This is a genomic window from Variovorax sp. 01N429, assembly GCF_056399425.1.
Map to the genome: position 1 here is coordinate 92,893 of NZ_JBFTRG010000017.1, position 26,932 is coordinate 119,824.

At 64.1% G+C, this 26,932-nt stretch carries 19 protein-coding genes; 8 read left to right on the top strand and 11 right to left on the bottom strand.

Annotation, left to right across the window (positions count from 1 at the left end):
* Window positions 1-102 precede the first annotated feature (102 nt).
* Both AC1DSF_RS24545 and AC1DSF_RS24550 read left to right on the top strand, forming a co-directional pair.
* Window positions 103-1,425, top strand: a complete 1,323-nt coding sequence (locus AC1DSF_RS24545; RefSeq protein WP_478143638.1) for an amidohydrolase — start codon at window positions 103-105, stop codon at window positions 1,423-1,425.
* A gap of 69 nt (window positions 1,426-1,494) precedes the next feature.
* Window positions 1,495-2,793, top strand: a complete 1,299-nt coding sequence (locus AC1DSF_RS24550; protein ID WP_478183600.1) for an MFS transporter — start codon at window positions 1,495-1,497, stop codon at window positions 2,791-2,793.
* Between the two features lie 7 nt (window positions 2,794-2,800).
* Here the strand turns inward: AC1DSF_RS24550 and AC1DSF_RS24555 are convergent, their stop codons facing one another.
* The 3 genes from AC1DSF_RS24555 to AC1DSF_RS24565 are packed head-to-tail and all read right to left on the bottom strand — an operon-like array spanning window position 2,801 to window position 6,350.
* Entirely contained in the window at window positions 2,801-4,360 is a 1,560-nt protein-coding gene (locus tag AC1DSF_RS24555) for an AMP-binding protein (protein WP_478183601.1), read from the bottom strand.
* Between the two features lie 12 nt (window positions 4,361-4,372).
* Window positions 4,373-5,506 (bottom strand): DUF5938 domain-containing protein, encoded by a 1,134-nt coding sequence (locus tag AC1DSF_RS24560; protein ID WP_478124283.1) that lies wholly within the window; start codon window positions 5,504-5,506, stop codon window positions 4,373-4,375.
* Window positions 5,507-5,546: 40 nt separating this feature from the next.
* On the bottom strand, window positions 5,547-6,350 hold the full coding sequence (locus tag AC1DSF_RS24565; protein WP_478143636.1) for an SDR family NAD(P)-dependent oxidoreductase: 804 nt from the start codon (window positions 6,348-6,350) through the stop codon (window positions 5,547-5,549).
* Between the two features lie 149 nt (window positions 6,351-6,499).
* On the opposite strand from AC1DSF_RS24565, the gene AC1DSF_RS24570 reads away from it, so the two are divergent.
* Complete coding sequence (locus AC1DSF_RS24570; RefSeq protein WP_478183602.1) at window positions 6,500-7,183, top strand: TetR/AcrR family transcriptional regulator; 684 nt, start codon at window positions 6,500-6,502, stop codon at window positions 7,181-7,183.
* Between the two features lie 35 nt (window positions 7,184-7,218).
* Here the strand turns inward: AC1DSF_RS24570 and AC1DSF_RS24575 are convergent, their stop codons facing one another.
* The 3 genes from AC1DSF_RS24575 to AC1DSF_RS24585 form a co-directional block, all read right to left on the bottom strand.
* Window positions 7,219-8,928, bottom strand: a complete 1,710-nt coding sequence (locus AC1DSF_RS24575) for a uracil-xanthine permease family protein (RefSeq protein WP_478183603.1) — start codon at window positions 8,926-8,928, stop codon at window positions 7,219-7,221.
* Window positions 8,929-9,099: 171 nt separating this feature from the next.
* The gene (locus AC1DSF_RS24580; protein WP_478183604.1) at window positions 9,100-10,074 is read right to left on the bottom strand and encodes a DUF2272 domain-containing protein; all 975 of its coding nucleotides are present in this window, start codon (window positions 10,072-10,074) and stop codon (window positions 9,100-9,102) included.
* Window positions 10,075-10,152: 78 nt separating this feature from the next.
* A complete protein-coding gene (locus AC1DSF_RS24585; RefSeq protein ID WP_478124278.1) occupies window positions 10,153-11,064 on the bottom strand; it encodes a LysR family transcriptional regulator in 912 nt (303 codons plus the stop codon).
* Window positions 11,065-11,202: 138 nt separating this feature from the next.
* Between AC1DSF_RS24585 and AC1DSF_RS24590 the strand changes: the two genes are divergently transcribed.
* Together AC1DSF_RS24590 and AC1DSF_RS24595 are read left to right on the top strand one after the other, a co-directional pair.
* Window positions 11,203-11,907 carry a CBS domain-containing protein gene (locus tag AC1DSF_RS24590; RefSeq protein WP_478124277.1) on the top strand — a complete coding sequence of 235 codons (705 nt, stop codon included), beginning with the start codon at window positions 11,203-11,205 and terminating at the stop codon, window positions 11,905-11,907.
* Between the two features lie 39 nt (window positions 11,908-11,946).
* Window positions 11,947-13,458, top strand: a complete 1,512-nt coding sequence (locus AC1DSF_RS24595) for a nitronate monooxygenase (protein WP_478183605.1) — start codon at window positions 11,947-11,949, stop codon at window positions 13,456-13,458.
* 14 nt (window positions 13,459-13,472) lie between these two features.
* Here AC1DSF_RS24595 and AC1DSF_RS24600 read toward each other — a convergent pair whose 3' ends face one another.
* The 5 genes from AC1DSF_RS24600 to AC1DSF_RS24620 all read right to left on the bottom strand — a co-directional run bounded on the left by AC1DSF_RS24600 (window position 13,473) and on the right by AC1DSF_RS24620 (window position 24,525).
* Entirely contained in the window at window positions 13,473-14,366 is an 894-nt protein-coding gene (locus tag AC1DSF_RS24600) for a DMT family transporter (RefSeq protein WP_478143631.1), read from the bottom strand.
* Window positions 14,367-14,428: 62 nt separating this feature from the next.
* Entirely contained in the window at window positions 14,429-15,772 is a 1,344-nt protein-coding gene (gene gdhA / locus AC1DSF_RS24605; RefSeq protein ID WP_478183606.1) for an NADP-specific glutamate dehydrogenase, read from the bottom strand.
* Window positions 15,773-15,873: 101 nt separating this feature from the next.
* Window positions 15,874-22,779, bottom strand: coding sequence for an autotransporter-associated beta strand repeat-containing protein (locus tag AC1DSF_RS24610; RefSeq protein WP_478183607.1), 6,906 nt, complete (start codon window positions 22,777-22,779; stop codon window positions 15,874-15,876).
* 148 nt (window positions 22,780-22,927) lie between these two features.
* Window positions 22,928-23,740: a transporter family protein gene (locus tag AC1DSF_RS24615; protein ID WP_478183608.1), complete on the bottom strand. Its 813-nt coding sequence runs from the start codon at window positions 23,738-23,740 to the stop codon at window positions 22,928-22,930.
* A complete protein-coding gene (locus tag AC1DSF_RS24620; RefSeq protein ID WP_478183609.1) occupies window positions 23,737-24,525 on the bottom strand; it encodes a DUF3313 domain-containing protein in 789 nt (262 codons plus the stop codon). Before AC1DSF_RS24620 ends, AC1DSF_RS24615 begins: the two co-directional genes overlap by 4 nt.
* Window positions 24,526-24,662: 137 nt before the next feature.
* Between AC1DSF_RS24620 and AC1DSF_RS24625 the strand changes: the two genes are divergently transcribed.
* The 3 genes from AC1DSF_RS24625 to AC1DSF_RS24635 form a co-directional block, all read left to right on the top strand.
* Window positions 24,663-25,106, top strand: a complete 444-nt coding sequence (locus tag AC1DSF_RS24625; protein WP_478183610.1) for an outer membrane lipoprotein — start codon at window positions 24,663-24,665, stop codon at window positions 25,104-25,106.
* Between the two features lie 65 nt (window positions 25,107-25,171).
* A complete protein-coding gene (locus AC1DSF_RS24630; protein WP_478143625.1) occupies window positions 25,172-25,483 on the top strand; it encodes a hypothetical protein in 312 nt (103 codons plus the stop codon).
* A 61-nt stretch (window positions 25,484-25,544) separates the two neighbouring features.
* Window positions 25,545-26,932 (top strand): sensor histidine kinase (locus tag AC1DSF_RS24635; protein ID WP_478183611.1); only part of this gene is annotated, 1,388 nt, incomplete at its 3' end.

Genomic DNA, 26,932 nt, shown 5'->3' on the forward strand with positions numbered 1-26,932 from the left:
CGTGCCTGCGAAGTAGCGTCCCACGGGACCGTCCCAAAAACGCCCTCACAATGCACGAGGGCCTTTGGTTCCGTCATCCAATTTTTCACTGGAGTCTTCGCAATGGGATCTGTTCTGTTCCGCAGCGGCGCGATGGTCGCTGCCGTTCTTTTCGCCGCGTCCGTCGGCGCCCAAACCCAATCGGCCCTGCATGCGCAGATCACGCCCATCGTCGGCGGCATGTACCCTTCGCTGGAGACGCTCTACAAGGACCTGCATGCCAATCCCGAGATCGCGTTCCAGGAGGTGCGCACCGCCGCAAAACTGGCCGATGAAATGCGCAAGCTCGGCTTCGACGTCACCGAGAAAGTCGGGGGCACCGGCCTCGTCGCGATTTACAAGAATGGCGCAGGTCCGACGGTGCTGGTTCGTACCGAACTCGATGCCCTGCCGATGGAAGAGAAGACCGGACTGCCATATGCGAGCAAGGTGAAAACGCAATCCAACGGCCGGGAGACTTTCGTTGCGCACAGTTGCGGACACGACATCCACATGGCGAGCTGGGTCGGCACCGCGCGCACGCTGCTCGCGATGAAGGATCAGTGGAAAGGCACCTTGATGTTCGTGGCGCAGCCCGCCGAAGAAACCGTCTCCGGCGCCAAGGCGATGATTGCGGACGGTCTGTTCAAGCGATTCCCCAAGCCCGACTATGCATTTGCGCTGCACACGTCGCCGTCACCTTACGGCTTCGTCGGCTACAAGGTCGGCCCGGTCAGCTCGAATTCCGATTCGCTCGAAATCACCTTCAAGGGCCGCGGCGGCCATGGCTCGGCGCCTGACAAGACCATCGACCCCATCGCGATTGCAGCGCGCTTCGTGACCGATGTGCAAACGGTGGTGAGCCGCGAAAAGGATCCGGCGGAGTTCGGAGTCGTCACCGTCGGTGCGATCCAGGGCGGCACTGTAGGCAACATCATTCCCGATTCAGTGGTGCTGCGCGGCACCATCCGTTCGTACAAGCCCGAGGTGCGAGAGAAGCTGCTCGCAGGCATTCGTCGGACCGCCAATGCGGCAGCGATGATGGGTGGTGCGCCCGAGCCGGTGGTTGAACTGGTGCCCGGCGGTGCGGCCGTCGTCAACGACGAGGCCGTGGTCGGTCGCACCGTCACCGCGCTCAAGGCAGCGTTCGGCGACCCGAAGGTAGTGGCGGTGCCGCCCATCACCGCGAGCGAAGACTTCTCGGAATTCGTCAATGCCGGCGTGCCGTCGATGTTCTTCTTTGTCGGCGTGCTCTCGCCCGAAGACGTTGCCGCGTCGATGAAGCCCGGGGGCAAGCCGCTGGCCTTCAACCATTCGCCCTTCTTCGCGCCGGTGCCCGAGCCATCGATCAAGACAAGCGTGGAGGCGATGAGCGTCGCGGTGCTGACAACGATGGCACCCAAGTAGTGTCTTTTGTGTTGAATCGTGGGCGACCGCAGAGGCGGTCGTCTGCGGCCGGTTGGATATGCTCGCTTCATGACTTCCAACACCTTGCTTGCGCCGTCTCGCCACCTGCCGGACTCGCGTTACGCGGCGCTGCGCCTCGTGGTGACGATCCTGCTCATGACAGTGGGCAGCAGCGGCATGTACGTGGTGTCAGTGGTGCTGCCCGCCGTGCAGGCCGACTTTGGCATCGCGCGTTCGGACGCATCGCTTCCGTACACCTTGCTGATGATCGGCTTCGGCGCCGGCGGCGTGCTGATGGGCCGCCTGGCGGATCGGTTCGGGGTGATGTGGCCGCTGCTGCTTGGCGCAGTGGGCGTGGGGCTTGGCTACATCGCCTGTAGTTTCTCCCGTGGCATCGTGGCCTTCACTGCCGCGCAGGCCGTGCTGGTCGGCTTGTTCGGCAGTGCGGCGGTCTTTGCGCCATTGGTGGCCGACACCTCGCTGTGGTTCGTGCGACGACGCGGCATTGCCGTCGCGCTGTGCGCGAGTGGCAACTACGTTGCCGGCGCGGTCTGGCCACCGATCGTGCAGCATTTCGTCGAGACGGTCGGCTGGCGGCAGACTTACTTCGGCATGGGCGTGTTCTGCGGTGTGACCATGGCGGTGCTCGCGTTGTTCATGCGACCCCGCCCGCCGGCGCTGGCTGCCGCGCCGGCCGTCGCGCCGGCCGTCGCGGCCAGCGGCGCGACGGCCGCGTCGTCTTCGGCTGCGCTGCGCCCATTCGGTCTCAGCATTGGCACGGCACAGGGCCTGCTGTGCGTCGCGGCGACAGCTTGTTGCGTCGCCATGGCCATGCCGCAGGTGCACATCGTGGCCTACTGCGGCGATCTCGGCTATGGCGCCGCGCGCGGCGCGCAGATGCTGTCGATCATGCTGGGCTTCGGCATCATCAGCCGGTTGGTCTCCGGGGCGATCTGTGACCGGATCGGCGGGCTGCGCACCTTGCTGCTGGGGTCTGCGTTGCAGGGGCTTGCGCTGCTGCTCTTCCTCCCCTTCGACGGGCTTGTGTCGCTGTACGTGGTGTCGGCCCTGTTCGGACTTTTTCAGGGCGGCATCGTGCCTTCCTACGCCATCATCGTGCGTGAGCATTTCCCGCCCGCCGAAGCCGGTGCGCGCGTCGGCACGGTGCTGATGTGCACGCTGTTCGGCATGGCGCTGGGCGGCTGGATGTCGGGCAAGGTCTTCGATCTCACGGGAAGCTATCACGCGGCCTTCCTCAACGGCATCGCATGGAACCTGCTGAACCTCACGATTGTCGCGACGCTGCTGCTGCGCACGGCGCGATGGCGCCCGAGGACATCGTCGAGACACTGCGAGCCAGCACCGTGACGAGGATTCAAGGGGGCGCCAAGAGCCGTTCGAGAAGCACCGATCGAATGTCCTTCTTGAGCACCTTGCCGACCTTCGAGCGCGGCAGGTCTGGCCAGATCTCGATCTGCTTGGGCGTCTTGACGCTGCCGATGCGCGCCTTCACGAAGGCCTGAATCTCGTCGACTGTCTTGTCGCTGTCGCTGCTGCGGCCCGAACGTAGCTGCAGCACGGCCACCACGCGCTCGCCCCACTTGTCATCGGGCAGTCCGATGACGGCGCTGTCCTGCACGTCGGGGTGCTGCATCAGTGCCTGCTCGACCTCGACCGAATAGACGTTGAAGCCGCCCGTGATGATCATGTCCTTCGCACGATCGACGATGTACAGGTAGCCATCGGCGTCGAGTCGGCCGATGTCGCCGGTGTGATGCCATCCGTGGCGCCACGCCTCTTGCGTGGCGGCCGGGTCTTTGTAGTAGCCCATCATCACCAGCGAACTGCGAATCACGATCTCGCCAGTCTCACCGGTGGGCAGCAATGCGCCATCCGTGGCCATGGTCGCAACCTGCACCAGCGGGCCCGGGCGCCCTGCGGAGGCGAGGCGTTGGCGCGCCACCGTGCCGTCGGCGTGGAAATGGTCGCGTGGCGCCATCATCGAGATCATCATCGGCGCTTCGGTCTGGCCGAACAGCTGCGCCATGACGGGGCCGATCTTTGTGAGGGCCTCTTCCAGCCGCGCCGATGAGATCGGCGCTGCGCCGTACCAGAAGCACTGCAGCGAATCGAGCCGGGTCGATGCCAGCTGCTCATGCTGCAGCAGCATGTAGATCAACGTGGGCGGCAAGAAGGTGTGAGTGACGCGGTGACGCTCGATCAACCCGAGGAAGTCACCGAGATCGGGGCTGGGCATGATGACGATGCGCCCACCCAATGCCATTACGGGCAAGCACAGCACGCCCGCCGCGTGTGTCAGTGGAGCGAGCGCCAGGTACGTGGGACGGCCATCGAACGGGTAGCCCATCAAGGTCAAGGCCGACATCGTCTCGAGATTTCGGCCCGACAGCATGACGCCCTTGGGCTGACCCGTGGTGCCGCCGGTGCCGGCGATCATGGCGAGGTCGTCCGGCGGCTCGAGGTGAAGCGCTTCCTCACCCGCTTCCTCGACCCACTGCGCCCATGAAGGCGCAAAAGGCAGCGCCTTGTCCAGGCACACGAGCGTCGTGAGCTTGGGGCACTCGGCACGGATCTGGTCGACCATCGCCGCGTAGTTGTTGTGGAAGATAAGGCATGCGCAGTCGAAGGCGTCGAGCACATACCGGTTCTCGACCGCCTCGTTGCGCGGATTGATTGGACACCAGACGGCGCCCGCGCGCGAGATGCCGAACACACAGGCGAACGCCACTGCGTCGTTGCCCGAGAGCACTGCCACCTTGTGTCCGGGGCGAAGCCCGGAGCGCTGCAGTGCGCGTGCCACGCGATGGCTGATCCGCTGCACCTGCGCATACGACAGGTCCAGGTCACCCATCGTCAGGCACGGTGCCCCGTCGCCGAGCTGGGCGCCCTTGTCGAGATAGTCGATCAACCGCACGGCGCGCGCCGATCAGCGATGCACTGTCAACAGCGGCGCCTGCACCAGTCCGAAGCTGCGCAAGGTGCCCAGCAGCTCGTGGTGGCCGAAGGCCTGGCAGCCCGACGCAAAGCCGACGCGCTTGGGCGCCTGCTGCAACAGCGACGCGGCGGCATAGGCTTGCAGCAAGCCGGTCTGCTTGTAGTTGCAGTTGCCGAAGATGACGCAGTGCGCCCGCGCCAGCGGGCCAGAGGCGTGAACGGAATCGACCGACTTGTTGATGCGCGGGTTCTCGCGCGGGGGCATCGTGTTCATCACACCGGCGGCCGTCTGGGCCAGTGCGGCGTAGCGGTCGTCGGGGTTCATGCCTTCGGTTGCTTTGAGGGCTGCGGCAACAATGTGCGGCACGCCCTGCATCAACGGCTTGTTGAACACGCCGCCGAGCACCTTCACGTTGGACACGCGAGGGTCTTTCCTGAACCACACAGGATGCGAAGTGCCGCCCCATGGAAGCGCCAACGCCGCCTCATGCTGGCCGGGGATCGAGAGACTGTACAAGCCTGCGTCAGCCTGCCATTCGACGTACTGGTTCTGCTCGAGGTAGTAGGCCTTGGACGTCGCGGCGTTGACCAGAATCGTCTGCGTCGATGCGATGGTCGGACTCCCACCCCAGAACACCGCGATGTCGAGCGTGTCGAGCCCGGGCGTCTCCAGGCACAACTGTGCGGCGATCTCGCCCGTGGTGTACATCTGCGCAAGGCCCGGAGACAGTAGCAGGCCGGCGGCCGCGAACTTCGCGCCGTATTGCTCTTCGAGAGTGATCAGCCAGTCCTGCTCGCCCGTGGTGTCGGTGTAGTGGCACTTCGCGGCAAGGCACGCCTGCACGACTTCCGGTCCGAATTTCGCGAACGGGCCGACGGTGTTCAGCACGACCGAAGCGCCATTGAAGAGCTCGGTGAGCGCATCGACCGTGTGCGCCACCTCGATCACTTCGAAGCTCGCGGTCTCTATGCCCGCGACATTGGACTTCATCGCGGCGTCGATCTTTTCCTTGCTGCGGCCCGCGGCGATGAAGGGGATGTTGTACTCGCGCAGGTACTCGCACACGAGTCGGCCGGTGTAGCCGGACGCGCCGTAGACCACGACGGGTTTCTTGCTGCTGCTCATTGTGTCGCCCTTGTCGGTGGTGGTGAATGGAACGCGCAGTTCACATGCCCATGCCGCCGTCCACCGGCAAGCCTGCGCCCGTGATGAAGCGAGCGGCGTCGGAGCACAGGAACACCACCGCATCGGCCATGTCGCTGACTTCGCCCAAGCGTCCGGCCGGGGTCAGTTCGACGATTGCGCCTACCGCTGCGTCGGGAGATGGGAAGAGTCCCGCCGCGACCACGTCACCGGCGAGTCTCATCCCCATCTCGGTGGCCACGAGTCCGGGGTAGATGCAGTTCACGCGCACGCCGTAGCCGAGCTTGCCGGCCTCCATGGCACCGACGCGCGTCAGACGGTCCACCGCCGACTTGGTGGCCGAGTAGCCCGCGATGGCCGGAAAGGCAATGGTCGCCGCAACCGAGGAGATGTTGACCACCGCGCCACCTTTGCCGGCGGCGCCGCCGGGGCGCATCGCGCGAAAAGCGTGCTTCATGCCGAGCGCGGTGCCGACGATGTTCACGTCGAGCATGCGGCGCAGGTCGGCCGCGTCGACATCGGCCACCAGCGCGGTGATCTCGATGCCGGCGTTGTTGACGAGGATGTCGAAGCCGCCGAGCGTTTCGATGGTGGCCTGTACGGCTGCTGCCCAGTCCTCTTCCTTGGTGACGTCCAATGCGACGAAGCCGGCCTTCGCGCCGCTGGCAGAGAGCTTGCCTGCAGTTTCACGACCCAGGGGCGCAAGCACGTCGCCGATCATCACCGAGGCGCCTGCGGCTGCGAGCGCTTGCGCCATGCCTTCGCCGAGGCCGCGCGCCCCGCCCGTCACCAGGGCCTTGCGGCCCGTCAAGTTGAACTTCTGCACGATGTCTCCTGTTGATTTTTGGACGACTGTCAAGGAACGCGAGTCGATGCTAGGAGTCGTCTTGACGGCTGTCAAGATGAATCTGGACAGTTGTCAAGAAGCGAGGGTTTGCACGGGCGCAAGGCCGGATCGCTCTCTACAATCGGCACATGCTCAAGACGCCCCGCGCATCCGATCCCAAGTTCGCCGAGCGCCGCGCCGAGCTCGGCGAGGCAGCCATGCAAACCCTTGCCGAACTCGGCTATGCCCGCACCAGCCTGCGCGAAATCGCGCAGAACTCCGCTTTCTCGCACGGGGTGCTGCACTACTACTTCACCGACAAGCTCGACCTGATCCTGTGCAGCGTGCGCCAGTACAAGGCGCGCTGCGTGACGCGCTACGACGAGGTCACCGCCGATGCCGGTTCGTTCAACGCGCTGATGGAGGGCTTCACCGAGAGCCTGGCCGAGACCTTGCGAAAGGACACGAGCATGCATCGGCTGTGGTACGACCTGCGCGCGCAGTCGCTCTTCGAGCAGGCGTTCCGCGCCGACGTCGCCGAAATCGACAAGAGCCTGGAGCGCATGATCTGGCGCGTCCTCACTCGTTTCGCCGAACTGTCCGGAACGCCGGTGCCCGTCCCCAGCAGCGTGGCCTATGCGATGTTCGACGGCCTGTTCCAGCAATGCTTGCTCAAGCACCTGGCGGGCGATCGCCGGGCCGTGGCTGCCATGAAATCGCAGGTCAGACTGGTCGTGGGGCAATGGTTTGGTGCTGGGGCTGATGCGCCCGTCCGTCGTGCGCGGCGTGCCTCTCGCGGCAGTTTGGTCAACGCTCGGCCCCGCGCAGCCTGAAGTGCGGAGAAGAGGCGATGCCTCTCGTATCCTGGCTAGTGATCGAAGTGGAACGCGACCGACGCCTGCGAGCCTGAACGCCGCGACGTCACGCGATCGGCAAAGCTGCGCAGCAGAAAGCCGGACAGCCGCCGTTCGCCGTATTCCGAATCAATGATCTCGTCGATCGTCGGACGCTGCTGCGGCAACTCCAGTTCGAGACCTTCGTATGACACCTGCAGATCGAGGTTGAACTCGTCGAACGAGGCCTCGATGACCAACGGACCGGCGGCGACGCCACTCGACACCAGCGTCTCGATGGACTGCACCAGGTTGAACTTGGCGCGCACGATGACGTCGCTGCGAGCACCCCAGGTCGCCCCGTGCAGATCGAGGAACTGCTCCAGCGCCGACGGGTCGATGGCCGCCGGTCCTATCGTCATCGATACGCTGCGCCGCAGGCCGATTCGAAAGAGCAGGTTCAAGCCGAGCCCCACGAGCGTGCCCAGCACCAGCGAATTGCCCAATGACGGCCGTAGCGCCACCGGCAGGACCACCAGCAGTCCGGGGAAAATTTCCACCGCCAGGCCGAAGACAATCGCCAATCCGATCACCAGCGTCTTGCGCGCATCGAGCAGGCGCGAGGTCATGATCATCAGTCCGTTGATGACGATGAAAGTGGACGAGAACACCAGCGCCGCACCGAGCACCGGTCGCGGTATGAGGTTGAACAGAAGGCCCAGCTTCGGTACGAAGGCGAACAGCAGCAGGATCGCCGCCACAGACCATCCGATGCGGCGGCTGACCACGCCGGTCGCCGTCGCGAGGCCGACCGCACCCGTGGACGAGTTGATGCCTGGCGCGCCCAGAACGCCGGCGGCCACCGACGCCAGTCCGTCGGCCATCACGCCGCGGCTGATGGAACGCATGTCGGCGCGCACCCAGCCCGTCTGGCTGGCCTTCTGCGCGGTCGTCACATTGCCGATCACCTTCAGCACTGCAGCCACCGATGCGATCACAAAGGGCAACACCAGCGACGCGTCGAAAGACAAGCCGATCGCCCCCAAGGAAGGTACGGACAACACCGGCGCCGTTGCGACACGCGCCATGTCGTGGGCGTCCAGCCGGCCGAGCGCTGCGCCGACGAGGCTACCGAGGCCGAGGCCGATCAGCACGCTGAAGACGCGCAGGCCGCCACGGCCCCAGACGTTGAGGGCGGCCATGAGAGCGAGCGTGCCGAGTCCCAGCAAGACGTCCATCTCCGCGGGCTGCGCGTCTGGCTGCGAACCACCTAGCGCGGTGCGCAGGCCCACAACGCCGACGGAGATCCCGGACATCAGCACGACCAGCCCCGTGATCTCCGGCGTGAACAGTGGGCGCAGGCGCGGCAGCGCGCGTGCCAAGGCCACCTCGAAGAGGCCGGCGAGGATCGTCATGCCGAACAGCGCCGACAGATCGCCGCCGCGTACAGCGATCAGCGAGGGCACGAGATAGACCACGCTGGGCGATGGCTGGCACAGGAAGCCGGAGCCGATCGGCCCGACCCTGATGACCTGAAGAATGGTGCCGACGGCCATCGCGATCATTGTGGCGCTGACCATCGCCGCTGCCACCTCTGCCGTGCTGCCGGCCGCCTGCGCGATCAACACTGGGTAGACCAGGAAAATCGACATCAGCCCAACCTGCTGCAGTCCGGCGAGGATGTTGACGCCGACGGGCGGAGTCTCGTCGACCCCATAGATCAGCCCCACAGGCTTTTGCGACATCGGCTTGCGTTCCTTCTTGGTTTGAGGCGCTTGCGAGCGACGAAGCCGCAGTGCGGTCGCTTGGCCGCGCGGATCATAGCCCGTTGAGAGGAGAAGCGGTCACATGGAGAACTTGGCGACCGCGGGCTCGCAGGGCGCAAAGCGGTTCTGCGCTGTTCGCGATCGGATCGCTCAGCGCCATTGCAGCAGCAATGACCACGGCTGCCGACTCATGTGGCGATCCACGCAACCCGTTTGCGCGGCACTGCAGCCGCCGGGCAGATAACTCGAATCGATCAGCGAGCTGCCGGGCGCAAAGGCCATCCGGCGCAGAGTGACGGACTGCAGAACGTTGCCGCCGATGGCATCGAAGCCGCCCGCATCCACCGCGACCACCACGTCGCAATGCATCGGCAGCGCACCGCCGCTGCTTGTGCGAGCGGCCAGGGCTTCGCCGATCTTCTCGAAGCTGTCGAGGCCGGCCTGGGTGCCGCGCGCCTGGCAGATCAGGTCTCCGACTCTCGGCGTGGTGAGCGTGATGTCGCAGGCCCGCATCGCGTAGGACGTCGGGCGGCCCGATGCCTCGGCGCTGCCGGCCTGCCAAGCGGCGCCTGCGTAGTCGGCATGCGCATTCGAGAATTCGAACTCCTGCGGCGACAGTCCGGCTTCGCGTGCAAGCCAGCTCACGAAGGCCGCGGACCAGGGTGTGTCGATCACCGCCACGCGATCGATCGCGGTCCTGGCGGCCCGCAGCTCGTGCGACTGCAGGCCTTGATCCGGCCCCACGCCCAGGCCCTGCAGATGGTCCGTGCTCGCCTGATTCAGCGCTTGGATGAGCAGCCGCCGATCGGCCGGCAGAAGGGCGCCGAATCGCACCAGCGACGGCAGGCGCCCTTCTTCGCCTTTTTTGAACTGGACAGCTTCCCAGTAGCCGAGCACGCGCTGCCAGGGCGCCGGCGAGAAGCGCGTTGCGCGCACGTCCTCGGCCTCGGAGAGGCCCGATTCAGTAAGCCGGCCCTCGGCGTCCATGGCTTGGCCGCCAAAAGCCAGGTGTTCGCGCTGCGCGGCGGCGGCCATGGCGAGCGCCCGCGGCGGCGGCGGATGCCTGGCGCTGTCGAGGCAGAAGGAGGCAGCTTGGGCGGCCAACGGGAGCGCGAGCAAAAGCACGGACGCGCACTTCGAAACCAACCGCTGCGATCGAAAGAAGGTGCACATGCGCACTGAGCATAGCCATAGCCGCTCTGCCTATCGGGACGACTTTGGCCGCCTCTTGGGTTGCCGCGACTTCGAAGCCGGCGCGCTCGCTCCCTCTCGGCCGGACCGTGCCACATTTCTCAACCCGACCAGTGCGGGTTTGACGATGTTCGCGTCGGCACCGGCCGCATAGACGGCATAGGCTGGATAGAGGAATTCGGGCATGCCAGGCACCTTGTGCAGCCGGCCGTTGTCGAGGTGCTCGCGGATCACGTCCTGTCGAAAATACCCAGTGCCGCCGGCGCTGAGCAAATACTCGCGCCCTAGCGGCCCAAGCCCCACTTTCACCGCCGCGTTGGAAAGTTCTGGAAACGCCAGGCCATGTTGCGCCGCGAACTCAGGGCCCCAGTCGACGTAGACATAGTCTTCGGGGCGTGGCGCGCGCAGCCGCTTGGACGTGGTCACCATGATCAACTTCTCTTCAATCAGGAGTTCGATCCGAAGATTGGGCCGCCGCTGCGGTGCGTAGACGATGGCAATGTCCAGGACGCCGCTGACGATCTTTTCAAGAAGCTCCGAAGGAAGCCCCACTTCCGCGCGAATCGCGAGATGCGGCGCGGCCGAGCGCATCCAGAGTAGCCACTGAAGCACAAGCGGGTCCCACAGGCTGACCTCGCAGCCGATCGTCATGACGGCGCGGCGTCCCGCGGGCACGGCGACCTGGTGCCGAGCGCGCTCCCACACCTGCATCAGGCTGGTCGCATGCGGAAGGAACTGTTCGCCCGCCGGTGTCAGGACAGCGCCGGACTTGTTTCGCACGAAGAGACTGCGTCCGAGCAACTGCTCGAGAGTCCTGACCCTGGCGCTGACTGAAGTAGGCGTGACATGCAACTGCTCTGCCGCGCGCAGAAAGCTTCGGACCTGAGCGATCCGCAAGAAGGTCTCTGCGAGCGTCAGATCCATGGTCCGGCCTTCCAATATCGATGAGGAATTATTGCATTCAACAAGCAATAAAACTCGTTTTACAAGGAGCGTACGCTGGCACAACAATAGCTTCGACGCGGACGCTTTTGCGCTTCTGCCCCTGAAGAGGAGAACGACATGAAGGCTGGCGACATCATGACCACCCCGGTCATCACCGTGACGCCCGATACGGCCCTGCACGAAGTGATCGGCATCCTTCTGGCGCGTCGCATCAGCGGCGTGCTGGTGATGGAGGACAACAAGGTCGTAGGCGTGGTCGGTGACGGCGATCTTGTGCATCGGCACGAGATCGGAACGGATCGCTGTGCCGATGGCCGCACATGGTGGCAGCGGCTCGTGGGAGTCGATCCGAGTCCTCGCGCCTATGTCAGGGCCTATGGCGGGCACGTCAGGGATGTCATGAGTGGCAACTTCGTGAGCGTGAATGTCGATGCGCCACTCGGTCAGATCGCTTCGATCTTCGAGGCGCGCCACATCCGCCGTGTCCCGGTACTCGAGGAAGGCGAATTGCGCGGATTGGTGACGCGTGCCGATCTGATGCGCGCTATTGCAACGAGTCATGACTTCGCGGCGCATTCCGACGCACAGAGCCTCGATGATGATTCCATCCGCAAGCGTCTGCTGGCCGAATTGAGCTCACACTCGTGGTGGTCCGGCGGATGGTCGAACGTTTTCGTTCACGAAGGGGTCGTGAGCTTCGTCGGAATTGTCCAGCGAGCCGCCGATCGTGATGCCGCGCGAATCGCCGCGGAAAACATTCCGGGTGTCTGCGGCGTGAACGACCGCAGGCTGCAATACGGGGACTATGGCGTGATGTTCTGAGTCCCTCATGTTCCAACGTACCCTGCAAGCTGCCTGCCCATGACGATCACTGATGAGTCCAATGCTCGCGAGCCTCTGCGCTCGGGCGCGCTGTATCGCCCTGTGTGCGATCTGCTGGAATGCCGCTACCCGCTGGTCCTCGCGGGGATGGGCGGAGTCTCGCGCTCTGAACTCGTCTGCGCAGTAAGCGAGGCGGGCGGCTTCGGACTGCTCGGCATGGTGAGGGAGCCAGTGGATCTGATCCGGCGCGAGGTCGAGAAGGTTCGCTCGTTCACCAGCCGCCCTTTCGGCGTGAGCATCATCCCCGCGGCCACTCCAAGGAAGCTGCTCGACGAACAAGTAACGACCTGCATTCAACTGAAGGTGCCCGTCGTAAGTTTGTTCTGGGATCTTTCACAAGCCATCATCGGCCGCTTTCGCGAAGCGGGCACGCTCGTCATGTGCCAGATCGGCAGTGCCGAAGAGGCAGTGTTGGCGGAGCGATCCGGAGCCCAGGTGCTGATCGCGCAGGGGAGGGAGGCTGGTGGTCATGTGCGCGGCAACCAGCCGTTGGCCGATTTGCTCGCGGACGTGCTTGCCAAGGTCGACATTCCGGTCCTCGCGGCGGGCGGCATGGCGGATGGTCAGGACGTCGCGAACATGCTGTCGTTGGGCGCACAAGGCGCGGTGCTCGGTACGGCCTTGCTGGCAACCCAAGAGTCGTTCGCCCATGACTTCCACAAGGACGCGATTGTCGACTCGCGTGACGGGGACACGATCTTGACGCATGCCTTTCACATCAACTGGCCACCCGATGCACAGGTTCGGGTGCTGCAAAACAGCGTCACTCGAGGTGAGCGAGGCGACCCGTTTGGACATGAACTGACGCCGATAGGCCGCGAAGCAGATCGACCGATCTACCTTTTCAGTACCGACTCACCGCTGCGAACCACGACTGGCGACCTGGAGGCCATGGCCTTGTATGCAGGGGAAGGTGCGGCGCGCATCCGGCACGTTCTGGCTGCGGGCGAACGCATCGAGAAAATTGCGGCTGAGGCTGCGGCAGCGCTGTTTGTGCGGACGGACTCGGTGACTGAGAAGATTGAATTCGCCTCGCCCGTTTGCTACGCCAACGAGTTGGAAGCGGCGTATGTGGACCTCGCAGACGACGATGAGGTGATTGGCGCATTGAACGAGCTGCTGGAGGCAGAACGCGCCGGCGCCCGCGTGTCCATGGAGCTTGCCCGCGAGACCGACGATGACGCACTCAGGACAATCGCGCGCGGCATATGGAAAGACGAAGTGAAGTGGTGCGGCGTCCTGATCCGGGGAATACAGGCTTGCAATGCGGTGCCCAGCACGCGCACCGGCGAGTTCTACAACAAACTGATGGCCATTCCCGATAGGAGAAAGCGGCTGGAATTTCTCAATCGCGGCCAGTCCTGGGTGGTGAGAAAGCTGGAGAGCCTGACGCCTCGATTGCGCGAAGAGCGCCTTCAAAATGAACTGGCGGAAATGCTGCGCTCGCACAGGCTGAACATCGCGGGCCTGGATGACTATCTTCGAGGCTGACCGCGCCGCGCTGCTCAGGCGGTCTGCCGGTTCGGCGGCCCGGACCTCGACGCTTCGCTTCGCGCAAGCCAGAGTCCGCTTGCAATGATGAGTGCGCCGCCGCCCAACGTCCATGCGTCGGGCGTGGCCCGCCAGAAAAGCCAGTCCAGCACGAGCCCCCACGCCAACGCGCTGTATTCGAACGGGGCGATGGCGGCGGCTTGGCCGTGCCGGAAGGCCTCTGCAATGCACATTTGTCCGAGAAAGCCGCTGATCGCCAGGCCTGCAAGCACCCACGTGTGCTCAGGCTCAAGCGGGACCCAACCAGGTGCCGACAAAAGGCTGCCTCCCACTGCCATGCCTGCCGTGGTCCAGAAGACCAGGGCTGAACTCGATTCGGTGCGGCTGATGAGCCGACCCAGCATGTTCGACAGCGCATAGCAGACCGCGGCTGCCAGCACCGACAACGCACCGATCGAAAGAAAGGCGCTCTGGTCCGGCCGCAGTGCGATCACAACGCCAATGAAGCCCAGCCCGATAGCGATCCAATGCCGAGGTTGGACTGGTTCGCCCAGCATCGGCACCGCAATGAGCACCATCAGAAATGGAGCAATGAAACTGAGCGTGTAGGCCTGCGCCAGACCCAGGATCTTCAGGCCGTTGACGAAGAGCACGAGCATCGTCATGTTCAGCGCGACGCGCAACAGATGCAGGCGCCAACGCAGGCGGCGGTTGAACACGCCGGAAGCCTCGCGCCGCCACACGATGTACGCGCACACCAGGGGCAGCGCCGTGAGGCCGCGCAGTGCCATCACTTGCACCGGCGGGTAGTGCCCGGCGAGGTTCTTGAGCAGCGCGTCCATGCAGGCGAAGAAGGCGCAAGCAAGCAGCATGGCGGCGATGCCGCGCAGGGTTCCGGTTGAGTGCAAGGGAGACTTCTCTCGTGGTAGTGCGTAGTGCCACCCGTCGAAGTTGATGACCGGGGCTTCGGTTAGATGACCCCTTGCGCCAGCATCGCGTCCGCGACCTTCACAAATCCGGCGACATTGGCGCCGCTCACGTAGCTGATCGTTCCGTCTTCCCGTCGCCCGTGGTGGCGGCAAGCCTCGTGAATGCTGCGCATGATGCCGTGCAGGCGCGTGTCGACTTCCTCACGCGGCCACGAGATGCGCATCGCGTTCTGACTCATTTCAAGTCCCGAGGTGGCTACGCCACCAGCGTTGCTGGCTTTGCCGGGCGCGAACAGAACGCCGCTGCTTTCGAACGTTCGAATGGCGTCCATGGTTGAGGGCATGTTCGCGCCCTCGGCGACACAGCGCACGCCATTGCGGACCAATGTATCCGCGTCTTCGCCGCCGAGTTCATTCTGCGTGGCGCAGGGCAGCGCAACGTCGACAGGCAAGATCCAGGGACGCTTTCCTGCATGAAACTCGGCGCCAACCCGGCGGGCGTACTCGTCCACCCGGCCATAGAGATGGTTCTTCACTTCCATCAGTTGAGCCAGCTTGTCCGACGTGAAACCCGTCTCGTCGTACACCGTGCCGCTCGAATCAGACACTGTGACCACACGGGCGCCAAGCGCCATGGCCTTTTCGATCGCGAACTGCGCCACGTTTCCTGACCCGGAGACGCTGATCCGCAGCCCTTCAAGCGAGCGACCCTCTTGCCGGAGCATTTCCTCGACGAAGTAAACAACGCCATAACCTGTTGCTTCCGGTCGAATCAGTGATCCGCCATAGCTCAATGCCTTGCCGGTGAAGACGCAGTCTGCGCTGTTGCTGAGCTTCTTCATCATGCCCGCCATGAATCCGATCTCACGCGCGCCAACACCGATGTCGCCCGCGGGTACATCCCGGTCCGCGCCCAGGTGGCGGAAAAGCTCGCTCACGAATGCCTGGCAGAACCGCATGATCTCGCCCGGGCTGCGCCCCTTGGGATCAAAGTCGGATCCGCCTTTGCCACCGCCCATGGGGAGCGTCGTCAACGCATTCTTCAGAGTCTGCTCGAACGCGAGGAACTTCAGGATCGACAGGTTCACCGAGGGATGAAAACGCAATCCGCCCTTGAAGGGTCCGATGGCCGAACTGTGCTGGACACGGTAGCCGCGGTTCACTTGGACATCGCCGTGGTCGTCCACCCAGGACACGCGAAAAATGATGATCCGCTCAGGTTCGACAAGGCGATCGAGCAGTCCGTTGTCCGCATACTTGGGATGCTTCTGAACATACGGCCACAAGCTTTCGATCACTTCCCCGACAGCCTGCAGAAACTCCGGCTGGTCGGGATTGCGTGTCGCAACGCAGTTCAGGAAATCTTCTGGCGATCGGTATTTCATCTTGAGGGTTGATCAGAGGGTGGTGAGAGGGCCGAATGCGGCCCTGAGCTTGCGAACTCACGCGCAACGAGACGCCACCGAATCTTATCAATGGCGCTTCGCTACCAACGCACTTTGAGCCCTGCCGATGCCTGCACGGATGCCTTGACGCTGGCATTGCCGCCGATGCTCCACATGTGGCCGATTTCCCCGTAGAGACTGGTCGCTCTTGTGAGCGACAGCGTCGCGCCCGCGGCCACTTCGGCAGCGCTGTAGCCGCCCGGGCTGACGATGGCAGTCACGCCCGCAGGGCCGATAAAGCTGGCGACGTCATCGCCGAAGCTCGCGTAGTAGACATTCACGCGGCCATAGGGCTGTAGCCTTCCCGCACCCGTTGCGAGATCGCCCTTGACGCGCACGCCAAGCCGTCCGATCCAGCCGTCGCCGGCGTCCTGCCGCACGCGCGCGCCACCGAGCACCAGGTCATCGAAGCTGCTGTGCTGCCACGCAAGCTGCGCCTGCGGCTCGATGCTCCAGCGCTCGTTCAGCGTAAAGGCCTTGCCGCTTTCGACCGAGGCCGAGAAGCTGCTGGCCTTGCCCGAGGCGTGGGGGTTGATGTCGGGGTTCACGTTATAGCGCTGGCTTGCGCCCTGCAGCACGCTGTCGACGTACCAGCCGCTCGCATCCATCCATGTCGCGTACCCACCAAGGAAGCGCGAGCGCAGGTCGTTGTTGCCGACTCGTGCCGTGAGGCCGCGCGCATTCCCGCTGACATCGACGCTGCCGTCGAGATAGCCGACGTAGATGCCGGCCTTCCATGCATCGGTGGCGAACAGGTCGGTGCCGACCTGCAGGCCGCTCAGCCTGCCATCGCTGTGCGGCTGAGCGATGCCTTGCTGCTGGATGTCCAGGTCGGCATAGACGAGGCGGCCCCACGTGCGGCGCGCGCCTGTGCTCGCCGAGTCTGGGGCGGTGCCGACGGCGGTGCTGGCGAGGGTCGCTGGATCTTCGTCGCCCACGCGCCGGTGCAGGTTACCGAGCATCGCCAGATCTGCCTGCCTGAGCTGCGAAGGCAAAGCGGCCACCAATGGAACCTCCGCGCGGTATGTCGGGAGCTGAACGGGCGGCGTCGCAGGTGGCGTTGGCTGTCCGGGAGGCAGCACTTCATCGACGGGTGGCGGAATGACGAGCGTGGTGGTTGAACGCAAGTACCAGTTCTCGCCGGCACCCAGCGCGTCCGCGGCGATGAGGCGGTATTCATAGGCGCCCGCATCCACGTGACCGCCTGCGAGGCTGAATGCGTTGCGGGTGGTCTGCGCGGTCGTGGTGGCACCGTTGGTCGCGCTGACGACCTCGATGCCATTGCCCGTGGTCAAGCCGCCGAGGCCGCCGAGATTCACGATCTGCACGCTGGTGCTGCCACTCGCCACGGCAGTCGGTCCGTCGAGTACCAGCCTGTCGCTCGCGCTGGCGCTGCCGTTCAGAGTCGTGCCCAGACGCAGGAGGCCGCCTTTGCCCACGTAGGGTCCTGCAACGGTCAGTGCGCTGCCCGCGACGCCACTTGCCAGATTGACCGTGCCGCTGTTCGTCAACGCGGCCACGCGCTGATTGAATCCGCCGGTATCGAGCGTGGCACCGGCAGCGACCGTGTGGGCAGATGCCGCGCTGAAACTGTTGGCGGCGCCCGCTTGCAGGCTTCCGAAAGCCACGTTGGTGGCACCGCTGTAGGTGTTGGCACCCGACACCACCAACGTACCGCTTCCGTTCTTCGTGAGTGCGCCGCCGCCCGAGATGACGCCCGACAGCGTTTCGGTGAAGGAGCCTGTGTCGATGACCGGATCGTTCGTGCCGGTCAGCACTACGGCATTGCCCAACTTCAGTCTGTCCGCCGCGAAGCCCAGCGTCGTTCCTTCGTCCATCGACAGCGCGCCGCTGCCGAGCGCGTTGTCGTTGCCGACAGTGATCTGCCCGCCCTTTAGTGCAGTGCCGCCGCTGTAGCTGTTCGCACCTGCGAGAGTGAGATTCGCGCCGTTGAGTTTGGTGACCGTGCCGCTGCCGCTGATGGCCGCCGCGAAGGTCAGCGAATCACTGCGGTTGAATACCAGCGCACCGTTGTTCAAGACATTGCCCACGATGCTGCCCATCGTGCCGCCGTTGCCCAATCGCAGCGTGCCGCCAGCGATGGTGGTGCCGCCGCGGTAGGTGGCATCGGCACCCAGCACGAGCGTGCCGGCGCCGAGCTTCAGCAAGGCGCCGCCGCCTGCCACGTTGCCCGTGTGCGTCAGGGTTGTGCCGGCGGCGGTGTCGATCGAACCGACCGCAGCGCTGATGGTGGTGGGCCGCGCCGTGGCGATGTCGCCTGTGGTCCGGAGCGTGCCGCCCGCAAGATTGAGCGCACCGGTTGCGGCACCGAGGTTTGTGTCCAGCGAGACTTGCAGAGTGCCGGCGCTGATGGTGGTCCCGCCGGTGTAACCGTTGGCGCCGGTGAGCACGAGGGTGCCCAGGTCCGTCTTGTCGATTCCTCCGGCACCGTTTAGCGAGGATGCAATCGTCGCGAGGTAGCTGGCGCCCGGTCCCGAACCGTCACCCACGCGAAGCGTGTTACTGCCGGCAGCCAGCGTGATGGGCTGCCCCTGCACGCGATAGCCGCTGCTGGCGAACTGCATGCCGCCCGATACGACGTCGCCCAGGCTGTTGTCCACTGTCACGGTGCCGGGCGTGGCCGAGAAGATCCCGAAGGCGCCTGTCGCATAGGGCGCATTGATGGCGCCGGTCGACTCGGTCCAGTTGTCATTCCCGCCCGTCGCCTGCCACACCCCGTTGCCGCCGTTGATGACACCGTTGTTGCGGGTTGTGTTGCCTGCATCCCAGAAATTCAGAGCGAGACCCGCGGTATTGACGAGGTTGACTTGCTGCGGCACGGACGTCTGAACGAACAGCGAGCTGCCTGCCGGCTGGGTTCCGATCGCCAAGCCATTGTTGGTCAGCGTGCCGCCATAGCTGATCACGCGGTACAAGCCTGGACCGGCCGCCCCTCCGCCTGGTGCGCTGACATTGATCGTGCCGTCCAGGGTCAGGTTGCCACCGACCACGGTGAGGTCGTTGAGCGCGCCGCCGACAACGTTCGACCGTCCGAACTCGTACGCCAGTACCGACGGCGCGGCCAGCGAAAGATTGCCGCCTATGGTCAGCGTACCTAGCGGGTTGCCCGGCGCCAGGGTGCCATCCGCGATGGTCATGCTGCCGCCGAAAGTGCCAGTACCTCCCAATGTTCCGCCGGTCGCCACGTTGAGCGTGCTAGCGGCGTTGCCCAGTAAGCCTTCGATCCACAAGGCCCCATTCGTGACACTGGCGCTGCCTGCGAAGGCTCCGCTGTCACCAGTGAGCGTTGTGCTGCTGCTGCCAATGTGGGACAGCGCTCCGGCGCCGCTGATGGAACCGGCGAAGCTCAGGTCGTTGCTGCGGTTGAAGACAAGCGTGCCGCTGTTCACGACATCGCCCACAATGCTGCCCGAGGTTCCGCCATTACCCAGTTGAAGCGTGCCTCCTCCCGCGATGGTTGTGCCGCCTGTGAACGTACTGTCTCCCGTCAGGACCAGCTTGTTGGCGCCGACCTTCGCGACCATGCCCGCACCGGAGATGGCGCCGCCGAAACTGAGATCGTCCGAGCGGTTGAAAACCAGCGCCGCGTTGTTGACCACATTGCCCACGACGGTCCCGCTCGTGCCGCCGTTGCCCAGGCTCAGCGCGCCGCTGCTGATGGTCGTTCCGCCCGTATAGCTCTGGTCAGCCGTGAAGGTGAGGGCGCCGGCACCGCGCTGAATCACACCACCGCCGCCCGAAATGACGGGATCGAAGATGACGTCATCGGGACGATTGAAGGCGAGTGTGCCGTTGTTGAGTACGTTGCCGACGATCGCCCCGGACGCGCCACCAGCGCCCAGTTGCAGCGTCCCCGCACTGACAGTGGTGCCGCCGGTGTAGCTGTTGGTGCCGGTGAGCACGAGGGTGCCGAGGTCGGTCTTGTCGATGCCGCCGGCACCGGTCAGCGCGGACGCAATCGTCGCGACGTAACCCGCGCTCGGCCCCGAGCCATCACCGACTCGAAGCGTGTTGCTGCCGGCCGCCAGTGTGATGGGCTGGCCCTGCACACGATACCCGCTGCTGGCGAACTGCATGCCGCCGGAAACCACTGCACCTAAGCTGTTGTCGACCTGGACCGTACCGGGCACAGCGGAGAAGATCGCGAAGGCGCCGTTCGCATAAGGCGCATTGATGGCGCCGGTCGCCTCGGTCCAGTTGTCGTTGCCGGCTGAGGTCTGCCAAGTGCCATTGCCGCCGTTGACGACACCGTTATTGCGCGGCACGGCGGGGCCGTCCCAGTAGTTCAGCGTCAGGCCCGCCGTGTTGACCAGGTTGACCTGGTTGGCGACGGCGGTCTGCACGAAGCTCGTGCTGCCGACGGGCTGCGTGCCGAGGACAAGGCCGTTGTCGGTCAGCGTGCCGGCATAGCTGATCACGCGGTACAGGCCAGGGCCGAAGCTGCCGCCTGCCGAGGTGGCGACGTTGAGGGTGCCGTCCAGCGTCAGATTGCCGCCCACCACCGTCAGGTCATTGAGAGGACCGCCGACGACGCCGACCTGCCCGAATTTATAGTTGAGCCGTGACGCGCCTGTCAGCGACAGATTGCCGTTGATCGTCAGCGTCCCGGGCACGTTGCCGGGCATGGTGCCAGGCGCGAGGATGCCGTCGCTGATCGCGACGCTTCCGCCAACGGTGCCATTGCCGCCAAGGGCGCCGCCATTGGAGACGCTCATGGCGCTACCGGAGCCACCCAGGACGCCATCGACCAGCAGGGTGCCGTTCGTGACGCTGGTGCTGCCTGAGAAGGTGCTGCTGTTGCCGCTCAGGGTGGTGACTCCTCCGCCTATCTGCGAGAGGCTTCCGGCTCCTGAGATGGCGCCTTCGAGAGTCAACGCATTGCTGCGATTGAAGATGAGAGCGCCGTTGTCCGTCACATCGCCGACGATGGCGCCCGAGGTGCCGCCAGCGCCGATCTGCAAGGTACCGCCAGCGATGGTCGTGCCTCCGCCATAGGTGTTGCTACCGGTGAGAACAAGTGTTCCCGCACCGGCCTTCGTGAGTGCGCCGCTGCCACTGGCGCCCTGGCCCCACACGGAATCAAAGCCCTGGACGTCAATCGTGCCGCCTCCGGCGCCTAGAACGACAGCGCGACCGATCGCAAGATCGAAGCTACTGCCCAAGCGCAAAGTTCCACCGTCGAAACGTATCGCGCCACTGGCAGCACCCAGATTGCCATCACTGGACACCTGCAAAGTGCCGCCATTAAACGCGGTGCCGCCGGTATACGAATTGTTCCCGGAGACTATCCACGTTCCACTTCCGCCTTTGACGAGCGACGATGTTCCGCCAAGCGTTGGCGCCAGACTGTTATTGCTGGTGCTGCTGCCGCTGAGCGTGAGGACGCCGTTGCCCACGATGGCGCCCGCGTTGCTGAACGTCAACGCTCCGCTGCCGGAGGCATCCAGCGTGCCGCTTCCGTTGATGGTGAACAGGCGATTGGTACTCGTAGCCGCGCCAACATAGCTCAAGGCGCCCCCGTTGAGCACCAAGTTGCCCGCTGCATTTGTCGATTGACCGATGCTGCTGGCAGCACCGCCATCAACCAGTCGCGTGACGCTGAGAGTGCCGCCGCTGAGCGTGGTACTGCCCGTATAGCTGTTGCCCGTTCCTGAGAGGCTCTGCGTGCCGGAGCCCGTCTTTACGAGGCTTACCACGCCTCCATTCTGAATCGCTCCAGAAAACACACCCGAGCCATTGTTGGCACCCAGGGTCAGCGTCGTCGCGTGTCCCGTGACCGACCCCAAGAAGGTACCAGCCCCGTTCAGCGACTTGATGGTCTGGTGGGCTCCTGCAGCGGCCGTGTCCAGAACGCCTCCCGCGTTGATCGTGACATCAGATGTACTGGGTACGGCATTCAATGCGCTGAGCTGTAACGTCGCGCCAGACGTCACGGTGACGGTACCCAGAAAATCGTTGATGCTGTTTTGGAAGGTCGTGCGGCCCCCGGTGACAGTGAGGTTTCCGGTGCCGGTAATCTTTCCTATGTACGTTGTCCGGTCGGCATTGCCTCCCTGCAGTGTCACATCACGTCCTAATGTGATGGTTCCGCTGTATTGAGATCCATTGGTGCCCGGACTGAAGAACGTTGTGCCGATGGTGACTTGGCCACCCGCCAGACTGCTCACAACAATGTTGTTGCCGAAAACCGTTTGATTGGTGAAAAAGTTACCGTAGTTCATCAGCAATGCGACGTTGCCGGATCCGGTATTCGCATCGCCAAGGGTAATCGTGCCGGACCCGAGATAGTTGTTCGCACTCGACGGGTTCACACCTGCCCCGGAAACGACCGTGCCCTGCGAGACAACGGTGCCGCCGGAATAGTTGTTGCCGATATTGGAGATGTTCAGTGTGCCGGCCCCTGATTTGACGAGGGGAGCAGTCCCTGTTATGGCGGAATTGATGGTGGCCGTAATCCCGGTCGCAGTGGTGAAGGTGGAACCGCCAGTGCCAGCAAGCGTCAATTGACCAGCATTGAGGACATAACCGCTGGTGCTGAAGCTAACGTTACCTACGCTGATCGGCTGGGTAAGGATCACGGTGCCAGCGCTCCCCGCGAAGAGCGCGTTGTCCGGCGCCGCGTTGTTCCAGGCGGACAGCGTGCCACCGGTACCGGTACTGCTGGTATTCCAAGATGGATTGCTGGTATCCCACATGCCCGTGCCGCCGAGGCCTGCAGTGTTGCCGTTGGTGTCCCAGTACAGCGTGGCTGCTGCCGCGGGCATCGCCCAGGCGCTTGCCACGGCGAAGGCCAGGACGGCGAGCCGCAATCCGCCAACACAAGATGCCACTCGGGACTTGCCGCTGCTCTGTGTGCGCGCCGTCTCGGGTACTGCTACCCAGGACGACAATGCGGCGTTCCAAAGGCTGTGATACGACTTGTTCATTGTGAAATCGTCTCCTTGTCTGACGGTCCGTCGCAGCCCTACGCCCGACTCGCCGTCGTCCACGTAGGTCCCAGAGCGATGGCGATGGCGATGACGCTGCGATGCACCTTGCTGTGGATCGCGCGTCGCCAGCGCATCTTCTGAACACTCACTTGGGGAACATCAGCTGCGCCTGGAGTCTCATCGACCAGCGAGGCGCGTTGTCGGGCCGCTCGACGTTGTAGTAAGCAGAAGCCTGGAGGTTCACCGGCAGCCTTCCGAACCGGACAATCTTGCCGACTCCGCCGCCCACGGGCACCGTCCACTTCTGGCCTCCCGGCGCTTCCCAGTTCGCTGTGATGAGAGGCGATGAGGTCAGGTAGAAGCCGCCTGCAAAGTTGTAGTTCAGGAACGGCTGCAAGGTCAGCTGATTGATCTTCGGGTCCGCCGAGGAACTGCTCACTGACCAGATGTTGTTGATCAATGCGCCATAGACCCAAGGGCTGCCCTTCTCGAGCCGAAGGACCACCGCTGTGGGACCCAGGCCCCAGCGGTCATTGCCCAGCCTGTCGTTGGTGTGGGTGGGCAGTTGTGCCACGGCACCAACGCCCCAGATCCAGCTCCCCGAGTTCTTCGGCGACAAGAAGCCATTGAGCTGGATGTCTCCGAGACCGAACGTGGAGCCTTCAAGCGGGGAGGAGGGCGGCTGCCAGATCAGCGGCATGATGGTCCGCGAGATCAGGTTCCAGTCCTCGTTCAGGCTGAACGGCACGACCGGTTGGATGTTCAGCACGTTCTGCGTGCGCTGCTCAGGGCCCGTGTCAAAGTTGGTGTTGAGTTGGAACGGCACGCTGATCAAGCTGGCAAGCGGGTTCTGCGCCGCCTTGGCGAGCTCCTCGTTGCTTTGCTGCGCGTGCGAAGCCGCCGAAGAAAGAGCCATCAGCACGACGCTGATGGCCCGTGTCCGAGCGAACGCTTTCATCGTGACGCCGAGCGCAGGACAGCGAAACGGCGGGCGAACGCCTCCGACCATTTATTGAAGGCGTCCTGCGCATAGCTCCAGCTCGTGAACGAACTGGCATAGCCGTTCATCCATGCGACCGCTGCGGTCGTTGCGCCCTTGTTCAGGTCGGCGGCGTACTTGAGGCCGATCTCGGTGTCCGCGCACTCGCCGACGACCTTGCCCGTTGCGCCGTCCCTGAACTGTGCCTCCAGTCCTGTCTGGCCCATATAGGGCGTCGAGCCCACGGGGCGGCCGGTCGCAGCGCCAGCGCCCATCTCGGCAACGAACCCATAGGGCACCGCGGTACCTGCCAGGCTTGCAACGGTGTTGGTCGGAATGAGGGAGGTCAGCGCGAACTTCAAGCGCAGCACGCCCGGTCCTGGCGCATTAACGACCTGGACGACTGGCGCGAGGTTCTTGACCAATGCGCCATGAAAGTAGTCCAGCAGTGCCTTCAGGTCGGTCGGGTCGACTGGGCGCTGCACCGCACCGGGCTCCAGGTAAACCTGAATGCGTTCGATCATGACCTTGTCGTAGCTGCTCCACCTCACGTCGGGTTGCAGCCAGCACAGAAATCCTTCGCCGCCCGGCGTGGGCTTCAACCGTGCCGGCTCTGTAAGAAATCCAACCTTGCCGATCTTGGCCTCGGCGTTGTTGGATGCCACGATTCCGGTGCTGCTTGCGCCCGGCGTGGAACAGCCCGCAAGGAGTGCACCGGAAGCAAGCGCCATCAGCGCGACGTAAGGACGAACTCGAATTCCCACTTGGACTCCTCATTGGTTTTGAGGCCGAGCATATGGGTAAACAGGCGAATGCGCCCCTTCCCTAAAGGGCAGTAGACGCCACTGCGCGAAGCGCACACAGTGCGCGCTGTTTCCAAAATCCAGGAGTTATTGAGTTCATGAAATTGCGTCTTCTCTCACTGTTTTCCGCATTCGCAATGGCTGTCTTTCTCGCGGGTTGCGCCGTGCCGGCATCGCAGCAAGCATCAGTGTCGATCCGACAAGGCAAGATTGAGCAGATCTCGCCTACAGAGATCCCGACTTCTCACCACGCCGGCGTGGGCGCGGTGCTCGGCGGACTGGCGGGTGTGGGAATTGGCAGCCTGATCGGCGGCGGCACCGGCCGCGACGTCGCCATGGTGGTGGGCGCGATCGGCGGCAGCATGGCGGGCGGCCAAATCGCGGAACGCTACAGCAAGCCACTTGAAGGTCAGCAGATCTTCGTTCGAGTCGACAGCGGCGTGCTTGTCGAGGTGACTCAGCCGGTGACGCCCGGATTGCGGGTAGGTCAGCGCGTCTTCATCCAGGGCAATGGCGAGGCCGCTCGCGTCCTGCCTCAGTGAGGCACAAGTAGTTCTCGTCGTCATGTGAGTCTCGCTTCGTGAGTCACACTCCCCAGGCAATCAGCATGTCCTTTCGCAATCGTTCTACAGCTTTCGTCATTCTTTGTTCGGTCGTCGGCGGCTGTGCCAACTACCGCCCTGCGGCGCCGATCATCGGAGGCTTCATGTCCCCGGTCATGGCACGAACCAGTTGCGTCGATGCTGTTTCCCGCGAGTACAAGGTCGCAAGGGAAGACGTGAAGCCGCTTGGCGACACAGAGACCATGCAGCAAGGGATCTACGTGGTCACGCTCGCCATCGGTGCCGGACAACGTGACGTCAACTGCACAGTCAACGAGAACGGTGTTGTATCCGACGTGATTCGCGCTCGCTCCTAGATCCCGTCGCCTTCGTTACGGGACTCGAACGAGAATCGAGGTCCGCAACGAATGGATTTCTATGAGCTGGGTCACCATTGTCTGGGCCATGGTCGGTTCCGCCTGCCTCATGCTGGCTGCAGTGCATCTGCTGGTTTGGGTGAAGGACCGGGCCGCATGGCCGAGTCTGTTCCTGTCGCTCCTGGCCATGGCGACGGCCGCGCTTGCCTTCTGCGAACTCGTCGCGATGAAATCGCAGACGCCAGATGAATATGCGCTTGTGAATCGCGTGGGGCAGGTGGCGGTATGGCTCGTCACCGTATCGTTGGTCGCCTTCGTGCGCAGCTATCTCAGGAGCGGCCGACGTTGGTTGGGGTGGACAGTCATTGCGCTGAGGACCTTCACGCTGGTGCCCAACTTCCTGAGCGGCCAGTCATTGAACTATGACGAGATCTCGGACTTGCGCGCCCTGCCGTTCCTGGGCGAGAACGTCTCGGTCGCTGTCGGCACACCCAATCATTGGATGCTGGTTGCTCAGGTGGCAATGGGCCTGTTCGCCATCTTTGTGCTGGATGCAGGCCGCTCGGCTTGGCGCCGCGGCGACAGGTCCGCCGCCCTCACCATCGGCGGGACGACCTGCCTGTTCGCAGTGGGCGGCGTCGGCCAGGCCATCCTCGTGTTCTGGGGCTTCATCGAGATGCCCATCACCGTGAGCTTGTTCTCCCTGGGCATCGTGTTTGCAATGGCGTACGAGCTGAGCCGCAACGTGCGTTCTGCAGCAAACCTGGTCAACGCCTTGCGCGAAAGCGAGGAGCGCGTGACCTTTGCCACGCAGGCCGCAAAGCTCGGCCTGTGGATGCGCGACGTGGCGAGCGATGCCGTCTGGGCGAGCCCGAGAACCCGCCAGCTGTTCGGCTTCTCGCCGGGCGAGGAGATCAGCTTCGAATCATTGCTGCTGAAGGTGCATGCGGACGACCGCGACGCGGTCGGGTTGGCGTTCTCGCAAGCGGCCGCCGGGGTCGGGGACGGTCGCTACCAGATGCAGTTTCGCGTCGGCGGCGCTAGTGGCAATTCGCGGTGGATCTCGGCACAGGGCCGATTCGAATTCGACCGCCAGCGCGCGGTCCGAAGCCGGGGCGTATGCAGCGACATCACCGCGAGCAAGGAAGCCGAGCAAGAGAACTTGCGCCTGCGCGACGAGATCGCTCATGCGGGTCGCTTGTCGGTCATGGGCCAATTGGCAGCGGCCCTGGCCCACGAAATCAACCAGCCGCTTGGCGCCATCCTGCGCAACGCCGAAGCCGCTGAACTGATGTTGCGTTCCGGTCATGCGGACCTCGACGAGATCCGCGAGATCGTCGAAGACATCCGCGCCGATGATCAGCGCGCCGGTGCCGTGATCGACCGCATGCGCGCGATGCTGCGGCGCCACGAAATCGAAGTCGTTCCCCTGAAGGTCGATGAGCTGCT

Coding starts and splice junctions, on each gene's coding strand:
- AC1DSF_RS24545 (WP_478143638.1), top strand. CDS start 103: ATGGGATCTGTTCTGTTCCGCAGCGGCGCGATGGTCGCTGCCGTTCTT.
- AC1DSF_RS24550 (WP_478183600.1), top strand. CDS start 1,495: ATGACTTCCAACACCTTGCTTGCGCCGTCTCGCCACCTGCCGGACTCG.
- AC1DSF_RS24560 (WP_478124283.1), bottom strand. CDS start 5,506: ATGAGCAGCAGCAAGAAACCCGTCGTGGTCTACGGCGCGTCCGGCTAC.
- AC1DSF_RS24570 (WP_478183602.1), top strand. CDS start 6,500: ATGCTCAAGACGCCCCGCGCATCCGATCCCAAGTTCGCCGAGCGCCGC.
- AC1DSF_RS24575 (WP_478183603.1), bottom strand. CDS start 8,928: ATGTCGCAAAAGCCTGTGGGGCTGATCTATGGGGTCGACGAGACTCCG.
- AC1DSF_RS24585 (WP_478124278.1), bottom strand. CDS start 11,064: ATGGATCTGACGCTCGCAGAGACCTTCTTGCGGATCGCTCAGGTCCGA.
- AC1DSF_RS24590 (WP_478124277.1), top strand. CDS start 11,203: ATGAAGGCTGGCGACATCATGACCACCCCGGTCATCACCGTGACGCCC.
- AC1DSF_RS24595 (WP_478183605.1), top strand. CDS start 11,947: ATGACGATCACTGATGAGTCCAATGCTCGCGAGCCTCTGCGCTCGGGC.
- gdhA (WP_478183606.1), bottom strand. CDS start 15,772: ATGAAATACCGATCGCCAGAAGATTTCCTGAACTGCGTTGCGACACGC.
- AC1DSF_RS24610 (WP_478183607.1), bottom strand. CDS start 22,779: ATGAACAAGTCGTATCACAGCCTTTGGAACGCCGCATTGTCGTCCTGG.
- AC1DSF_RS24615 (WP_478183608.1), bottom strand. CDS start 23,740: ATGAAAGCGTTCGCTCGGACACGGGCCATCAGCGTCGTGCTGATGGCT.
- AC1DSF_RS24625 (WP_478183610.1), top strand. CDS start 24,663: ATGAAATTGCGTCTTCTCTCACTGTTTTCCGCATTCGCAATGGCTGTC.
- AC1DSF_RS24630 (WP_478143625.1), top strand. CDS start 25,172: ATGTCCTTTCGCAATCGTTCTACAGCTTTCGTCATTCTTTGTTCGGTC.